Source organism: Variovorax paradoxus (assembly GCF_030815855.1).
Taxonomy (GTDB): Bacteria; Pseudomonadota; Gammaproteobacteria; order Burkholderiales; family Burkholderiaceae_C; genus Variovorax; species Variovorax paradoxus_M.
The window spans coordinates 1,968,643-1,983,042 of record NZ_JAUSXG010000001.1 but is presented as its reverse complement, the minus strand read 5'-3'; the positions used below and the strand labels follow the sequence as shown (position 1 = coordinate 1,983,042).

General features: G+C 62.7%; 15 protein-coding genes. 9 read left to right on the top strand and 6 right to left on the bottom strand.

What is annotated here, in order from left to right; all coding sequences use genetic code 11:
• Positions 1–8: 8 nt before the first annotated feature.
• Entirely contained in the window at positions 9–395 is a 387-nt protein-coding gene (locus QFZ42_RS09225; RefSeq protein WP_307700676.1) for a chorismate mutase family protein, read from the bottom strand.
• A 10-nt stretch (positions 396–405) separates the two neighbouring features.
• Positions 406–1,455: a Bug family tripartite tricarboxylate transporter substrate binding protein gene (locus QFZ42_RS09220; RefSeq protein WP_307700675.1), complete on the bottom strand. Its 1,050-nt coding sequence runs from the start codon at positions 1,453–1,455 to the stop codon at positions 406–408.
• A gap of 158 nt (positions 1,456–1,613) precedes the next feature.
• Between QFZ42_RS09220 and QFZ42_RS28310 the strand changes: the two genes are divergently transcribed.
• The 8 genes from QFZ42_RS28310 (at position 1,614) to QFZ42_RS09180 (ending at position 8,092) form a co-directional block, all read left to right on the top strand.
• Complete coding sequence (locus tag QFZ42_RS28310; RefSeq protein ID WP_373423382.1) at positions 1,614–1,814, top strand: formate dehydrogenase subunit delta; 201 nt, start codon at positions 1,614–1,616, stop codon at positions 1,812–1,814.
• Positions 1,815–2,394: 580 nt separating this feature from the next.
• On the top strand, positions 2,395–2,562 hold the full coding sequence (locus QFZ42_RS09210) for an HHHH-motif protein (protein WP_307700674.1): 168 nt from the start codon (positions 2,395–2,397) through the stop codon (positions 2,560–2,562).
• Positions 2,563–2,796: 234 nt separating this feature from the next.
• On the top strand, positions 2,797–3,078 hold the full coding sequence (locus tag QFZ42_RS09205; protein WP_307700673.1) for a hypothetical protein: 282 nt from the start codon (positions 2,797–2,799) through the stop codon (positions 3,076–3,078).
• 276 nt (positions 3,079–3,354) lie between these two features.
• Complete coding sequence (locus QFZ42_RS09200) at positions 3,355–3,609, top strand: hypothetical protein (protein WP_307700672.1); 255 nt, start codon at positions 3,355–3,357, stop codon at positions 3,607–3,609.
• Positions 3,610–3,992: 383 nt separating this feature from the next.
• The gene (locus QFZ42_RS09195) at positions 3,993–4,922 is read left to right on the top strand and encodes a hypothetical protein (RefSeq protein ID WP_307700671.1); all 930 of its coding nucleotides are present in this window, start codon (positions 3,993–3,995) and stop codon (positions 4,920–4,922) included.
• Positions 4,919–6,109, top strand: a complete 1,191-nt coding sequence (locus QFZ42_RS09190; protein ID WP_307700670.1) for an MFS transporter — start codon at positions 4,919–4,921, stop codon at positions 6,107–6,109. The genes QFZ42_RS09195 and QFZ42_RS09190 overlap by 4 nt, the downstream gene beginning before the upstream one ends.
• Before the next feature lies 1 nt (position 6,110).
• Entirely contained in the window at positions 6,111–6,917 is an 807-nt protein-coding gene (locus QFZ42_RS09185) for a class I SAM-dependent methyltransferase (RefSeq protein WP_307700669.1), read from the top strand.
• 20 nt (positions 6,918–6,937) lie between these two features.
• Positions 6,938–8,092 carry a YbdK family carboxylate-amine ligase gene (locus tag QFZ42_RS09180; protein ID WP_307700668.1) on the top strand — a complete coding sequence of 385 codons (1,155 nt, stop codon included), beginning with the start codon at positions 6,938–6,940 and terminating at the stop codon, positions 8,090–8,092.
• 297 nt (positions 8,093–8,389) lie between these two features.
• Here the strand turns inward: QFZ42_RS09180 and QFZ42_RS09175 are convergent, their stop codons facing one another.
• The 4 genes from QFZ42_RS09175 to QFZ42_RS09160 are packed head-to-tail and all read right to left on the bottom strand — an operon-like array spanning position 8,390 to position 13,405.
• Positions 8,390–9,475 (bottom strand): GNAT family N-acetyltransferase, encoded by a 1,086-nt coding sequence (locus QFZ42_RS09175; RefSeq protein ID WP_307700667.1) that lies wholly within the window; start codon positions 9,473–9,475, stop codon positions 8,390–8,392.
• Positions 9,466–10,317: a hypothetical protein gene (locus QFZ42_RS09170; RefSeq protein ID WP_307700666.1), complete on the bottom strand. Its 852-nt coding sequence runs from the start codon at positions 10,315–10,317 to the stop codon at positions 9,466–9,468. The genes QFZ42_RS09175 and QFZ42_RS09170 overlap by 10 nt, the downstream gene beginning before the upstream one ends.
• Before the next feature lie 11 nt (positions 10,318–10,328).
• Positions 10,329–11,567 carry a multidrug effflux MFS transporter gene (locus tag QFZ42_RS09165; protein ID WP_307700665.1) on the bottom strand — a complete coding sequence of 413 codons (1,239 nt, stop codon included), beginning with the start codon at positions 11,565–11,567 and terminating at the stop codon, positions 10,329–10,331.
• Positions 11,561–13,405 carry an AMP-binding protein gene (locus QFZ42_RS09160; RefSeq protein WP_307700664.1) on the bottom strand — a complete coding sequence of 615 codons (1,845 nt, stop codon included), beginning with the start codon at positions 13,403–13,405 and terminating at the stop codon, positions 11,561–11,563. Before QFZ42_RS09160 ends, QFZ42_RS09165 begins: the two co-directional genes overlap by 7 nt.
• 167 nt (positions 13,406–13,572) lie before the next feature.
• On the opposite strand from QFZ42_RS09160, the gene QFZ42_RS09155 reads away from it, so the two are divergent.
• A complete protein-coding gene (locus tag QFZ42_RS09155) occupies positions 13,573–14,367 on the top strand; it encodes a phosphodiesterase (protein ID WP_307700663.1) in 795 nt (264 codons plus the stop codon).
• Positions 14,368–14,400: the final 33 nt, after the last annotated feature.

Sequence of the window (14,400 nt, the reverse complement as noted above, 5' to 3'; positions counted from 1 at the left end):
CGAGCGACTCATGCAGACGTCGAGGGCGCACCGATGATCTCATCCTCGAGCCGGCATGTCTCCGTGATGATCAGTTCGTAGAGGGCACGCAGGAACGCCGGGCTCACGCCGTGCTTGGCGGCAAAGTCGGCCGCACGCTCCTGCACCACGCCGATGCGATGGGGCTGCATCATCGGAATCGCATGGTCGCGCTTGTGCAGTCCGATCCGGCAACAGCAATCGAGCCTGCGCCTCACGGTCTCGAGCAGCGTTCTGTCCAAGCCGTCTAATTCGTCGCGCAGCGACTGCAGGACCCGTTGGGCGTCCTCGTGGCTGCCGACATCAGGTGGGGTTGTGTCATGGACCGCGGCCGCGGTCTCCTGGCGCCCGCTCGGGCGCCCTTGTTCTGAATTCATGGGTATCTCCTTATTCGAGCTTGATGCCCTGGCTCGAGATGATCTCGGTGAGCGTGGCCGTGTCGGCCTTCACCCGGCGCACCAGCGCCTCGCCCGAGATGTCAGCGGCCTCGTAGCCATGCTGGAAGAGTTTCTGCCGCACCTCCGGCAGGCGAATGACTTCCGAGAGAACCTGGGCCAGGCGCTGCACGATGGGAGCAGGCAGGCTGGCGGGCGCCGCCGCGGCGGTCCAGATCTCGAGTTCGAAATCCTTGAGGCCCGCTTCCTGCAGGGTCGGATAGTCCGGCACGAGTTCGGAGCGGCGCGCCGAGGTCACGCCGATTGCGCGCAGCTTTCCGGCCTTGACCTGCTCCTGGGCGAGGCCCGGCGGAAGGAGCGCCAGTTGCAACTGCTCTCCGACCAGACCCGTGATGACTTGCGGATTGCCTTGGTAGGGCACATGCACGGCGCCGATGCCTGTGCGGGCCTTGAAAAGCTCCATGCCGAGGTGGCCGATCGTGCCGATGCCAGGAGAGCCATAGCTCCACTTGCCTCCTGCGACGCGCGCCGCCTCAAGGAAGCTGCGGGGACCGGCCTTCGAGACCTCCGACGTCGTGGCGAGCACCAGTGGCGCCGTGCAGATGATGCTCAGCGGCACCAGGTCCTTCTGCGGGTCGTAGGAGGTCGCCGGATTGAGTATCTTGGCGATCGTCATATTGCCGTTGATCAGGATGCCGACCGTATGCCTGTCGGTGGACTTCGCGACGATGTCCGCCGCGATGTTGCCGCTGGCGCCCGGATGGTTCTCGACGATCACAGGCTGCCCCAGTGCCCTCGCCATGGGAGCAGCCAGGATGCGCGCCACGAAATCTGGCGACGAGCCACCGCCGAAGCCGACGACCAGCCGAAGCGGTCGCGTCGGCCAGTTCAGGCCCGCCGGATGGGCGCTCGGGGCACCCGCCGGGCCGGGACCGGAGCGATTCGCGCCTGACGACTGCGCGCAGGCGATACCAATACAGGCGAACGCCCCAAAAAGACAGAGCAGACGAGCGGCATGCGTTCGAAAAACCAAGAGGGACATGGCAAGACCTGATGAGAATTGAAAGCCAAGTCTTGCTTCCACAACGCGCCGAATCAACTCCTGTCTGGTGCGCAAAAAGCTCCGCGGGGCATCGAGGCTGCCAAGACCCGCCTTGCCCACGAGCGGGGCGAGGCCACGGCTCGTCGCACTTGCTTGCCATGCAAGATCGTTTGTCGCGCGTCGGCGGTGCGCTGTCGCAACTGATTCGCATGGTCAACCAGATGGGCGGCTTCTTCGAAGCCATGCCCGATCGTGATGACGCGCTGCATGACCTCGTCCTGCACCTCAAGCGCTTCTGGGAACCTCGCACGCGCAGAGAGCTGTCGCGCATCTGGATACGGACGGAAGCGCAGAGTTGAACTCGGTGTCGGCGAGACGATCCGCGTTCCCGCCCACTGCTGAAGTAGCCGTTGCAAACGGCCCAGCCTCCGGTTTGCGGCGAAGGGCAATTCGACGTCCTCCCGGTTGTGAACTATCGACGGATTGACGATATCAGCCGGAGGGCGCGACCTGCAGTGAGAAAAGGCTATGCCAAGGAGGGTTCGCCCAATGTCCATTCGCGTTCACCCGTTGCGGCTGACAATTCGGTCAGGCTGAGGTCTACTTTTAACAAGTTAGTACCCTTTACAGCCTGACTATCGTGGAGTACTCCCGACGAGGCCGAGGCACCCTGTTGCCAGCAACTCGCCGTCTAGCCACTACGGCGATGGCTCGATTTAGACCGGCCTCCAGGAAGGCCGGGCGGATCAGGTGCGGGAAATCGAGTCCACCGACTCGATCGTCATCGCAGCGGTCAGGCATCAGCGCGAAGACGACTACCACTGACCCTCGAGCACCGGACCTCTTTCAATCGTCGTCCGAAAGACAAGCTCGAACGTTATCGGTTGTGCGTCGTTCGCGCGGCGCGCCCTTCGTTGGCATTTGCTTAGAAAGAACCACATGAAAATCAAGCAGTTCGTTCTCTCCAGCGTCGTTGCATTCGCCACTCTGGCCGCGTTCGCACCGACCATCGCCTCGGCCGCGCCCTCTCATCGGACGCACAAGGCGCACAAGGTCTGCAAGTGGAATGCACACCATCACCACCGCGTCTGCCACTGGGTGCGCTGACCGAAAGTCGGCGGGCGCCATAGAAGCTGTCCTGCGAGGGGCCTTTCATGTCTGTTCACCCCATCTTCGACGATCCAAAACCTACCCAGATGAGGAGCTGCGCCTCGTCGCCGGGTGACTCAGGGCCATCCTCCCGTAGTCGACGGTCTGCGGCGTTCCGCTACTGCTACGGCGGGTCTCCTGTGCCCGAGAGGGCCTAGAGCCTGTTCCTCAACACGCATCCGACTGGACAACATGAACCAGAACGAAGTGACCCAGCGTCTCCATGCGGCAGAAGAACGCATATTCGCGCTGACGCTGTGCTTGGGTGCGGTTCTCAAGTACGCGCCGCAGGCAGCTGTGGAGCTTCGGCTGACCGCGGACCACTTGGAGGATGCGCCGCCGCTCGCCGTGTCGGCCGCGCACCTCGCGTCCGTTGCTTCGCACATCCGTGCTGCGCTCAGCGGAGTTTGGGATGACCGACGAACAGCTGCTGAGGATAGTCAGCCGGACAGAAAAACGCCAGCGCGTCGCTGAGCGGAATCTTTGACGATCTCGCCATATCAATCAATACGTCTGCATGCACTGGAACACCCGATCACTGCCCACGACAGAAGCGTTGCTCCTGGCGGCGCAGCGCGCTCATGTCGAAGGCCTCAGTGCGGTCACCCATTCCGCAGAGCTGAGGGCCAGATTGCGCCTCGAAAGAGCACCAGGGCACCCTCCTGGTTCACCGTTTTGCAATGGGCAAATGGCCCCGCGATCTGCCCTCTTCTCGATAGCGGAACCGGGCAAGCACTAGGAACGATGGCCATGGCACCATCAGAGCGATTTCACCGCGGAGCCTGGACCTTCGATCTGTACTTCGTTCAAACGGCAGATCCGCAGATGTTCAGCGGGGTCGCAGACATCTCTCTCGGTCTCGAGCACCGAATCAAGCTCGTTCTCAGCAAGCCGGCGACGACTCGTGGCGAAGGGTTGGCCTTGTTGCAAGCTCAATGTTTTGCATGGGTGGCAACTCAGGAAGTCCCGTCCGCAGACATCGATAGTCTTGATCGCAGCGCCTGAGAAAACCGCCTGCTGCCCTCTGGAATCTTTCCTGGCGCGTTGCCTCTGCTCGCCGGGCGCGGGCTTCACGCCTTCGGGAACGGGTGCATGGCACGCTGCTGCGGACCTACCGGTCGATCAGAGCTCGGAATATTGGAAGTAGGCATCGTCAGTACGGCGACGCTGCCGGTCTCGGTGCGAATCACTGGTTCCGCCGCGACCATCGCCGTCGAGCCTGCGTTCGACGTACGGCTTTTTCATACATCGCGTGAAAAGGTGCATCAAATGGCGTAGGCGCGAATTGGAGGAGCGCTGCGGGAATCCTCCTACACCGTTGGCAATGCGGGCAGATTCCATTGCGCTTCAGAAAGAGGCTTCACCCAAGCTCTCCAAGAGGCAACGATATGCTGGAATCTTCTCGGGATTTGTTGGGGATGAGTTCGCTCTGCCTCGGGGACATCGAGGCAATTTTCGAGCGCGCAGACACCGTCCAGAAAAAGGACGGGCCTGGTCGCCTGCGGCAGTACTTCGGCACCAAATTGCTGGCGAGTTTTTTCTTCGAGCCGAGCCTGAGGACGCAGGCGAGCTTCGAGGCTGCGATGCTGCGCTTGGGCGGCAAGGTGCTGGGAAACGGTTCCAGCAGCGGTCACCGAGCCAACTCCTCGCACGAGGAGTCAATGGCAGATGCTGCGCGAGTGATGAGTTCGTTCGCGGATGTCATTGTCTTCCGTCACTCGTCGCCAAACGCTCTACCCGTCTTCGTCGAAAACTCGGCGGTTCCCGTGATCAATGCCGGCAACGGCAACGGCGCCGGCGCCGAGCATCCGAGCCAAGCCCTGTGCGACCTGTACACGATTCAGAAGCATTTCGGGAGGCTGAACGGCCTGTCGGTGTCGTTGCTGGGGAATCTGCAGAAGCGTGCGATACGGTCGCTCGTTGCAGGTTTAGGGAAATACAAGGAGATCTCACTCAATATCCCTCGCAACTTGGCGTTCCCGCTGCTTGATGAGGATGAGAAGCGTGCTCGTCGCGACGGCCTGGCAATAAATTGCTTCGACACGATCGAAGAGGTGATCGCGAATGGAGATGTGATCTATCACGGCGGGCTGGCTGCCGACTGGCAACCGCAGTTGGGAGAAGATCATTTTCTTACCGCGACAAAGCTACGTGCTGCGCGAAGCCATTCGATCGTCATGCATCCGCTACCGCGCCCCGGCAGTATCGCGATCGACGTGGACCAGACTCGGCACGCCAAGTATTTCGAGTGCGCCGCAAACGGCGTGCCGGTGCGCATGGCCGTCCTCGAATCGATCCTTTCGAGGAGCCTTCATTGACTACATCCACCGATTCTCCGCAAGTGAACTGGGCGGACATTGCGGTTATTTCAGTTCTGGTCGGCCTGTTCGCATGTGCTGTTGGTGGCACGCCGGTGTTGATGGGCGTCCTGCTGCGACAGGAAAACCAGACCGCGTCCTTCATCGGCCTGTCTGCGGCGATGACTCCGCTCGGACTCATAACCGCCGCGTTCATAACGCCGCGCATCGCCCAAAGAATGGGGGCAGTCACCACGGCATTGTCATGCGCGCTCCTTGGGGCAGCTCTCTTGCTTTCCATGGCCGCGATCCCGGATTCTCACTTTTGGCTTGTTGCCCGTTTTGCCTGGGGCATGGCCATCAGTGGTTTCTATGTCGTCAACAAGGCGTGGTTGGCCGAGCTGACTCCGGCGTCATCGCGCGGGCGCGTCATTGGAATCTACAGCACGGTTCTCGCTGCAGGATTCTCCATGGGGCCAGCCTCCTTGGCCGCGGTCAATTTCGCGCCGTTCGCCAGCTTGGGAATACTTGCAGGCGCACTGGTGGTGTGCGCGGTCACCCTTTTGGCTTGGCAACACCGCGCGCCGAGTTTCCGGGGTAAGGAACGTGTCTCTGTGCTGTCTTTTATCCCCTGCGCACCGGTGCTCTTGCTGGCAAGCGCCGCCTTCGGAGTTTTCGATCATGTGACCTTGGGCTTCTTGCCGGCGTACGGCGCGGGACATGGGGTTTCGTTGACACAGATGGGAGTTGCCGTCGCCGCCTTGAACGTCGGCAACGTGTTGCTGCAGACACCCATCGGCTGGCTGGCGGACCGTTTTCCTCGCGAACGGATTCTCATCGGATGCGCTCTGCTGACCGCCATCGGAGCTTTGGCGCTTCCCTACGCGATTGGATCGTGGCTCCTGATGCCCTTCTTGTTCGTATGGGGTGCACTTGCTTATGGGGTTGCGACAGTCGCTGTGGCGCTCTTGGGTGACCATTTTCAAGGTGGCGCGCTGCTGGCGGGTAGTGCGGCGCTGACCATGGCTGGAGGCCTGGGTGGCATCGCCGGTCCTCCGATGGTCGGTGCAGCGATTGACGTTTTTGGCTGGCGTGCTCTCCCAGTATCTCTGTGCGCTGCATTTCTCCTGCTCGGAATTGCAGTGTTCTTCGCGGGCGTTGTGCGGCCCGGCTCGAGCAAAGAAAACCTTAACCCTTCTAGGAGTTGAAATGACGGAAGTGAATTACAACCAGCTGTCACGCGAAGCGTGGAATGAAGCCGCCCCCATTCATTGGCGCGTGACAGAGACGCTCCTGCGGGAGATCAAGGATCCGACTCGCCGCGACATCCACGACGTCCAGATCGCGGAACTCGATCGCATCGGGGTGCACGGTGCATCAGTCGCCCAGCTCAACTGCAACAACGGTCGGGAACTGATCACCATCAAACGCATGGGTGCGGGCCGTTGCGTCGGTTTTGACATCTCCGATGAGTTCGTGTCGCAGGCACGTCAGTTGAACGAGGCGGCTGGCTTGGACTGCGAATTTGTCAGCAGCGACGTCTACGACATCGGTCCGGAGTTTGCGGGGCAGTTCGATGTGGTGGTGGTGACGGCCGGGGCGCTGTGTTTCATGCCGGATCTTCCTCGTTACTTCGCAATCGCGCGTTCTTTGTTGAACAAGGATGGTGTCCTGACGATTTACGAAGCGCATCCGTTGACTCGAATGTTCTTGAAGGATCGAGACCGCAAGGGAGAGCCTCTCCAGTTCGTCCGTTCGTACTTCGAGTCGGACCCTGTCCTGCACACCGCCGGTCTCGACTACCAGGGTGGCACGACGTATGAGGCCAAGCCGATCTACTATTTTCAGTACAAGCTGTCCGACATTCTGCGAGCATTTACCCAAGCGGGATTCTTGATCGACAACTTCGAAGAGCATGATCGTGATCCCTCTCAATCGCGACAGAGCCTCGAATCGCTCGCCGCGAAGCCACCGTTGAGCTACATCCTGACCGGTTCGCTCCAGCGCACTCACTGATTCCACGGGAAGGGAGGAACATGCTGTCCTCGGATTCGCCCGGAGTCTCGTTTGCGCCGTCTGCGGAGCTCAGCCTTGGCGTAGAACTGGAACTACAGATCGTCGACCCTAAAACGGGTGACCTCGCGCCGCTGTGCGGCGACATTCTCACTTCGATACGCCGCATGTTTCCCCCGGAGCGGGGGTCGATTGTTGCCGAGATCACTTCCGGCATGATCGAAATTTCAACGGGAGTGTGCAGGGATGCCTCGGAGGTGCTTGTCGACTTGCAGGCGCTGAAGATGCGTGTCGAATCTGCAGCGGTACAGTGTGGCGCTCTGATCTCAGGAGGGGGGACGCATCCGTTTCAGAGGTGGGCCGATCAGCGAATCTACGACAGCCCCCGGTTTCTGGAGCTTTCGGATCTGTACGGGTCACTCCTGAAACAATTCACCGTGTTCGGACAGCACATTCACTTGGGCTGTTCGGACGTGGCGCGCGTCCCCTTGCTCATGCATCAGCTCGCCCACTATGTGCCGCACTTCATTGCACTTTCGGCTTCCAGTCCATTTTTGGATGGGAGCGACTCCGGGTACGACTCCAGCCGACTGACACGGCCGAGTCCGTTTCCCACGGGCGTGCATGCACCTTTTACGCTGAGTTGGACCGAGCTGACCGAATACTTTGCGAAATGCGTTTCTTCCGGCGTCATAGAGTCGGCGAAGGATCTGCATTGGGACATCCGGCCAAAGCCGGAGTTCGGAACAGTGGAAATCCGGGTTCTGGACAGCCCACTGACCCTGACCAGAGCGGCGGCGTTGGCGTCTTTCGCGCAGGTGCTCGGTTCCTGGCTCCTGAACGATACGCCGTTCATGCCCCATCGCGACGACTACATCGTCTATGCTCATAACAAGTTCCAAGCGGCAAGATTTGGCCTTAACGCGGCGTACATAGACCCTCGCAGTGGACGGTGCGTGCGACTGCTGGACCATCTAAGAACGACTCTGCACGGGCTTTCGGCGCATGCAGAAGATTTCGGCGCTTGCGACGCGATCGATAAGCTGATGCGTGTCGCGGAGACCGGGGAGAACGATGCCGCGGTACTCCGCCGCTGCTACGACGAAGTTCATTCATTCAGGGACGTGGTCTTAGCAAGCGCAGCAGCCCTGCAAGACCCATGCATTTGCATCTCGTAATACCGCGCGCCGGGGCCAGGAAGGTTCGCCTCAACAAGCTCGGCGGCGACCAACACAGCTGCGCACTGAATGTCTGCCTCATTATCGATGGACCCATCCGCCGATCGTGGCAGAGCTGGCTCAGCGTAAGCCCTGTCGGTCAGCAGCCCTGTGGAACTCCGAGAAGACCGTCATGGGGCGCCGAACCTCGTTGCAACGCGTCGGCCGGCAACCTACTCTGCACTGAAGATGAAATCGCCCGGGGAGTTCCGGCAGCATCGCGCTGGCCGCGCGGCACGGCTCACCCTTTCGGTGCGCTCAGGCAGGATCGTCGACGACGGGAAGTGCGCTTGCCCGCGGTCGGTAAATCGTTGATAGGAAATGCCGGATCAATGGGGTTATCAGCCGCGTGATCAAGCGGTTCCGATGGCGCACCGCGACCCAGATGTCTTCGCGCTCGGCACCGAACTTACGCTTCATGCTGTGGTTGGTCGAGCCCAGATCGACGCTGGTGCAGCCGCTGTTCAGGGCGTGCTCGATCGAACGAATGACGATCTGGTACCAGAGCTGAAGCTCTCTCGACACCTCATAGTCGAGACCAATCACCATGCACTTGAGCTTCTCTCCGCGCTGCATCAGCAGACCGAACCCGATCGTCCTCTTGCCCTGCGAGATCGTCAACATCTGCGCGGCGCGATCAAGCTGCCCCAAGGCCGCAAAGAACCGGCGAGGCAAGGCCGGGGTACGCGCTTCGCTGGCCCGTCCGTTCACCTCCAGATAGAGCGAATAGACGGCATCGATCAGGTGATCGAAACGCCGGTGAACCTCGACCTCGAGATTTGCCACCTGCCCCTGCGCCAACACTTGCCGCAAGTACCGTCTCTTCTTCGATGGGAGCAATTCGAGAAAGCTCTGCATTTTCCCGTCCGCTGGCAATGCGAGGCTGCTCCGGTCGTAGCACATCTGCGCAATGAAGCCCGCCTTGGCCATCGAACGCATCGACTCTTCGTCTCGGTCCGGTGAGAACTCCTTGAGCACAAGAATGTCGCACCGCACTTCGGCTTTCACGAAGGCCTCGAAAGCGGCGAGGAACGACGCGAAATCGAGCGCGTCGACATCGAACCAGAACGCCTTGCCTGCAGCGACTGTGCCGCCCATCACCAGCACGCGAAACGGAACGAAGCGCAGCACACGCATCTGCGCGATTGAGTAGCAGGCCAGCGCGCGCACATGCCCTGCCGCATCCGAGGCCTGCACGAAGTAGTACGCGGCTTCGGATTCGACGCCGGCCAGGAGCCGGAGGAACTCGATATCCAGCGAGAGCTCGTGCTCCGCCACCCGTGCATTCCACCGGGCGCGAAAATCCTCATCGGAAGGATCGACTTGACGGAAGGTCAGGGACATGACACCTCGGGTGGCGGCCTTCTGATCATGAGATTGATCGTGTAGGGTCCGACGCTGTTGAACCGCGAGGCGCCGAAGCGGTGCTCCCCGATCTTCTCGAAGCGGAAGTTAGAGAAAACGCGTTGGTCATTCGTCTCGGGGCTGCTGCTCTCGAGCCTGTACACGAGGTCGAAACGATCCGCGAGGAGGCGGAACGGCTCGAACATGCGCCGCGAAACGCGCTGGCCTTGATGCGCGGGCTTGACGCATCCCATCTGGGCGTAGATGCAGCGCGCCGGGAAGCCGAGGCGGTGCATCGTCTCCTCCGAGGCTCGCACCAATGCGTTCGCGGCACACGCGGCAGCTATCGCACGCAGCGGTCCATAACCACGCAATGCGGCCGGCGCGCCGAAAGCCGCCAGGTGCCACCATGGCTCGGTGCAGGGTACAGCCGGTGGAAGCCCCCACAGCGAGGCGCCGCGGATCTCGCGTCTGTCCGCTGCATCCGACGCCTGCGCCGATTCGAGCAGCACCAGCCCTCCCTCGAAGGCCGAAGCCGCGCACAAATAGTCGATCACGCGCGCGATCTTTTCCTGCGCCCGCGGGGTGTCGCCCGCGCGAACGCGCGCCACCTCCGAAGGCGGCAGCCATGCGAGCCAGCCCTTGTCCTGGTTGTGCACGAAGGCCTGCGCCATCAGCCGCGCGGCCGAAGCCACCTGTGCCCTGGTGCTTGCGATCTCGACGGCGGGGCGACCGGGCAGCGCGGCGTCCGCCGTGTTCAGTGCCGCGATGTGCTGATTCAGGCCCTGCAGCAGCGCCGGCTCCACGTTGAGCGGCCGCAGAGGCCGGGATTTCTCTGGCACGGAGGAGTCGCTCATCCTGCCGCCCGCATCGGCAGTGGCGCCGCCACCGGCTGGAACAGGCGCCCGCGTTCGGCCATGAGCACCATCGCCAGCGCCGCACAGCCGCAGGCGATCGAGCCCAACGTCATGGGCACTGCGGTGCCGTCGAAGCGCTGCCCGATGAAGATGCCGACCAGCGCGCCGCCCACATTGATGACCAGGCTCTGAACTGCGGAGGCCGTGCCTGCGATGTGAGCGAGCCGCGCCATCGCGAGCGACCCGAAGTTCGCCAGCATCAGGCCGAAACAGAACATCAACGCCGATTGCAGCACCGTGAATATCCATGGCCTCTCCAGCCCCGACCACGCCACCGCCCCGTGCACGCATGCGACGAGCAGGTAGCCCATCAATGCGAGGTGCGAAGTACATCGCGCGCCGAAGCGGCCCACGACGCGCCCGTTGAGCAGCGCGGACAACGCAACGCAGGTTGCGACCGTGCCGAAGACCACCGGAAACGCCTCGGACGCATGGAACACGTTCGCGAACAGCTGCTGGCCCGACGTCACGATGCCGAACAGCGCCCCCACGAGCGCGGTAGACGCCAGCGTGTAGCCGAGCGAATCGCGCTGTCGCAGCACGTGCCCGATGGCGCGCGTCACCGCCTGCAGCGATAGCGGCATGCGACGCTCGGGCGGCAGCGTCTCGGGCAGGCGCAGCGCCACCCATGGCATCAGCAGCGCACCGAAGAGAGCGGTGGCGGCGAACACCCACTGCCACGACGAGGCCACCAGGATCGCGTGGCCCAGCGAAGGCGCGAAGATCGGAATACCCAGAAAGAGCATGAAGGCCAGCGACATCACGCGCACCATCTCGTCGCCCGAATGGCGATCCCGGATGATCGACAGCGCGAGCACGCTCACCCCGCCGCCGCACCCTTGCAGCACACGCAGGGCTACCGCAGTCCCAAAGTTGCTGGCCAGCATGCTCAGCGCCGCAAAGGCCGTATAGAGTGCAAGACCCGCCAACATCAAGGGCTTGCGGCCATAGTGATCCGACAGCGTGCCGTAGACAAGCTGTGAGGTACCGAACCCGATCAGGTAGGCGGTGATCAACCATTGCCTTCGGTTGTCCTCGCCGGCATCCACCGCGGCGCCGACAGCGGCCAGAGCCGGCAGCAGCGTATCGATCGCCACCGCGTTCACCGACATGATGGCCGCGGCCAGCACGATGAACTCCTTGGCACCCGGCATGGCGGTGACGGGCTTCAACATGCGGCGACGGGGTGTGGGGCCAGGCTCTCGCCCACCGCGAATTCGACCACCGCGCCCGCCTGCCGTGCCGCGTGTGCGTACTGGGCCTCGACGACGACCGCGCGCCGCGAGAGAAAGCGGCGTTGGTTGATGGTGCCCTTGTCGGTCAGCTCGCCGAAGGCCGCGCTCGGCGGCTCCAGCAGCACGCAGGCCCGCACGATCGACTCGCTCGAACCGGTGTGCACCGCGTTGTAGGCGGCCAAGGCTCCCTCGAGAAAACGCAGCAACGCTCCCCTGCCCGCGGCTTGCCCGCGCTCATCGGCCGGACCTTCGAAGTCCCGCCGCGCCAGCTCGGCGTTCAGCCAGAGGAAGACAACCAGTTGCAGCCTGCCTGGCCCGGCCACCACAACGTCCTGCACCAGCGGGCCGGTGTGCGAAAGCAGGTTGGCCTTGATGCGCCCGGGCACCACCCAGATGCCGCTGCCGAGCTTGAACTCGTCGCTTGAACGGCCTTCGTAGCGCAGGCCCGCATCGGGGTTGCCGGGGTCGACGAAGGAAACCAGGTCGCCTGTCCGGAAGAAGCCTTCATCGTCGAACGCCTCGCGCGTGCGCTCCTCGTCGCCAAGATAGCCCGGCGTGACGTTGGGCCCCTTCACCGCCACGGCGTAGAGGCCTCGCCGTGGCAGAAGCCTGAAGCTCATGCCCGGCAGCGGCACGCCGATCTCGCCGGTGCCGGCCGTCTCGAAATGCGTAATGGCCGAGGTCGAGGTCGTCTCCGTCAGCCCCCATCCGCTGGCCCAACGCGCGGCATGCCCGGTGCAGCGGCGGCACAGCGCATCCATGCGCCGCCAGAGATCGGCGGGCAGCGGCGCACCGCCGTACACCAGCAGGTCGAGCCGGCGGAAGAAGGCGTCGGCAAAGGATGCATCGACTTCGAGATACGGCAGCAGCGCCGCATAGCCGAGCGGCACGTTGGTGTACCAGGTGGGTGACACCTCGCGCAGGTTGCGCACGCTTTGCCCGATGTCCTTCAACGTCGGCCTTCCCTCGTCGATGAACAGCGTGCCGCCGTTGCGCAGCGTCATGTTGAAACTGTTGTTGCCGCCCGAGGTGTGGTTCCAAGGCAGCCAGTCGCACAGAACGGGCGGGCTGTCTTCGAGAAACTGCCAGAGCTGCGCCATCTGCTGCTGTTGCGCGCAGAGCATGCGCTGCGTGTGAATCACGATCTTTGGCAACCCCGTGGAGCCGGAGGTGAGAAGAAACTTTGCCCATGTGTCGCCGTCGATTCGTGCCCTGCGTTCGCGAAAGAGCGCGTGCAATCCGTCGTCGGTCTCCTGGGTTGCGGCGCCGGCGAGCATCTCCGGCGGCAGCCACCTGCACGTATCGGCTTCGCCAAGAGATGGGCGAGACACGATTGCATCGGCCATGTACGCAAGCGCGGGCCGTATGCGCTGCACAATGCTCGCGATGCGTGCGAGCCCCTGTGCGCTGTGCAGGTGCACCGGCGACACCGGAACCACGATCACGCCGATGGCCATCGCCGCGAGCGACAGCAGCGCGTGCGCGATCGAGTTTCCGTCGATCAGCAGCAGCGTGCTGTCGACCGGCGCGCCATCCTGCAGCAGCCTCCGTGCGATGGCATGCACGCGTTCGCGCGTTGCGGCATAGCGCACCGTGCGCCATGCCTCGCCGTCGCGTTCAGCGAGGAACACACGATCGGGTGCATCCCGCGCCCATGCGTCGAGATGATCCAGCAACGTTTGCGGGTACGGCCTTAACGGCTGCCCGGTTGCATAGAGCGCGTCGTCCGCGCGGTGCGTCATCACCGTCGCAGCAGGCGCTAGACGTGGAGAACTCATGATTCCATTCCTCCTTGCAATCGGAACGGCCCGATGTCAGCGCGCGTTTTTACGTCAAAGCAAATGCATTGAGTGCGGCATGAATACTTTGTGCCGCTACGCCATCAGGCGTATGGCTGCGCTTGATGCATGACAACACCATGACAGCCTGTTCATCGAGGAGTCACATGCTCATCGCGCAGTTGTCCGACCCGCACATCCGGCCCGAAGGCGTGCTGTACCAAGGCGTGGCGGATTCGAATCGCATGTTCTCCGAGGCGCTTGCGCATGTGCACGCACTCGACCGGCGCCCCGATCTGCTCCTGATCACCGGCGACCTCGTCGACGAAGGTCGGCCAGAGGAATACGCGATGGTGCGCGAGTTGCTGTCGGCCTCGCTCATTCCGTTCCTCGTGATTCCGGGCAACCACGATCACCGCGAGAACTTTCGCGCCGCGTTTCACGATCATCCGTACCTGCCCGCGGACGGCGCCCTGCATTGGTGCATCGACGACCATCCAGTGCGATTCATTGGTCTCGACTCGTGCCCTACCGGAAAGCACCACGGGCACATCGATGCGCAAGGGCTCGCCTGGCTGGCGCGCGTGCTCGCGCAGGACACGAGCAAGCCCACGCTGCTCATGCTCCACCATCCACCCTTCATGAGTGGCATCCCCTACATGGACATGTACCGCTACATGGAGGTGCAGCAGTTGGAGGGTGTGGTGCGTGCGGCGCCCAACATCGAACTCGTGCTCTGCGGACATGTGCATCGCACGATGCTGCGACGCTGGGCCGGGACCATCGTGTGCTCCTGCCCCAGCACCACGACAGAGATTGATCTGCAGCTCGCTCCCGATGCGCAGCCGCAATCCCACATCGGACCGCGCGGCTGCATGCTGCACCTGTGGGATGAGGTGCACGGCATGGTCAGCCATGTGAGCCACATCGGCACGTTCGCGGGTCCCTACGGATTCGCCTGAGCGCAGCGACACCGTCGACACCACGCGGAGCAT

What these genes read in the sequence shown, in the direction of transcription:
- QFZ42_RS09225 (WP_307700676.1), bottom strand. Translation starts at nt 395, where the DNA reads ATGAATTCAGAACAAGGGCGCCCGAGCGGGCGCCAGGAGACCGCGGCC.
- QFZ42_RS09220 (WP_307700675.1), bottom strand. Translation starts at nt 1,455, where the DNA reads ATGTCCCTCTTGGTTTTTCGAACGCATGCCGCTCGTCTGCTCTGTCTT.
- QFZ42_RS28310 (WP_373423382.1), top strand. Translation starts at nt 1,614, where the DNA reads ATGCAAGATCGTTTGTCGCGCGTCGGCGGTGCGCTGTCGCAACTGATT.
- QFZ42_RS09210 (WP_307700674.1), top strand. Translation starts at nt 2,395, where the DNA reads ATGAAAATCAAGCAGTTCGTTCTCTCCAGCGTCGTTGCATTCGCCACT.
- QFZ42_RS09205 (WP_307700673.1), top strand. Translation starts at nt 2,797, where the DNA reads ATGAACCAGAACGAAGTGACCCAGCGTCTCCATGCGGCAGAAGAACGC.
- QFZ42_RS09200 (WP_307700672.1), top strand. Translation starts at nt 3,355, where the DNA reads ATGGCACCATCAGAGCGATTTCACCGCGGAGCCTGGACCTTCGATCTG.
- QFZ42_RS09195 (WP_307700671.1), top strand. Translation starts at nt 3,993, where the DNA reads ATGCTGGAATCTTCTCGGGATTTGTTGGGGATGAGTTCGCTCTGCCTC.
- QFZ42_RS09185 (WP_307700669.1), top strand. Translation starts at nt 6,111, where the DNA reads ATGACGGAAGTGAATTACAACCAGCTGTCACGCGAAGCGTGGAATGAA.
- QFZ42_RS09180 (WP_307700668.1), top strand. Translation starts at nt 6,938, where the DNA reads ATGCTGTCCTCGGATTCGCCCGGAGTCTCGTTTGCGCCGTCTGCGGAG.
- QFZ42_RS09175 (WP_307700667.1), bottom strand. Translation starts at nt 9,475, where the DNA reads ATGTCCCTGACCTTCCGTCAAGTCGATCCTTCCGATGAGGATTTTCGC.
- QFZ42_RS09165 (WP_307700665.1), bottom strand. Translation starts at nt 11,567, where the DNA reads ATGTTGAAGCCCGTCACCGCCATGCCGGGTGCCAAGGAGTTCATCGTG.
- QFZ42_RS09160 (WP_307700664.1), bottom strand. Translation starts at nt 13,405, where the DNA reads ATGAGTTCTCCACGTCTAGCGCCTGCTGCGACGGTGATGACGCACCGC.
- QFZ42_RS09155 (WP_307700663.1), top strand. Translation starts at nt 13,573, where the DNA reads ATGCTCATCGCGCAGTTGTCCGACCCGCACATCCGGCCCGAAGGCGTG.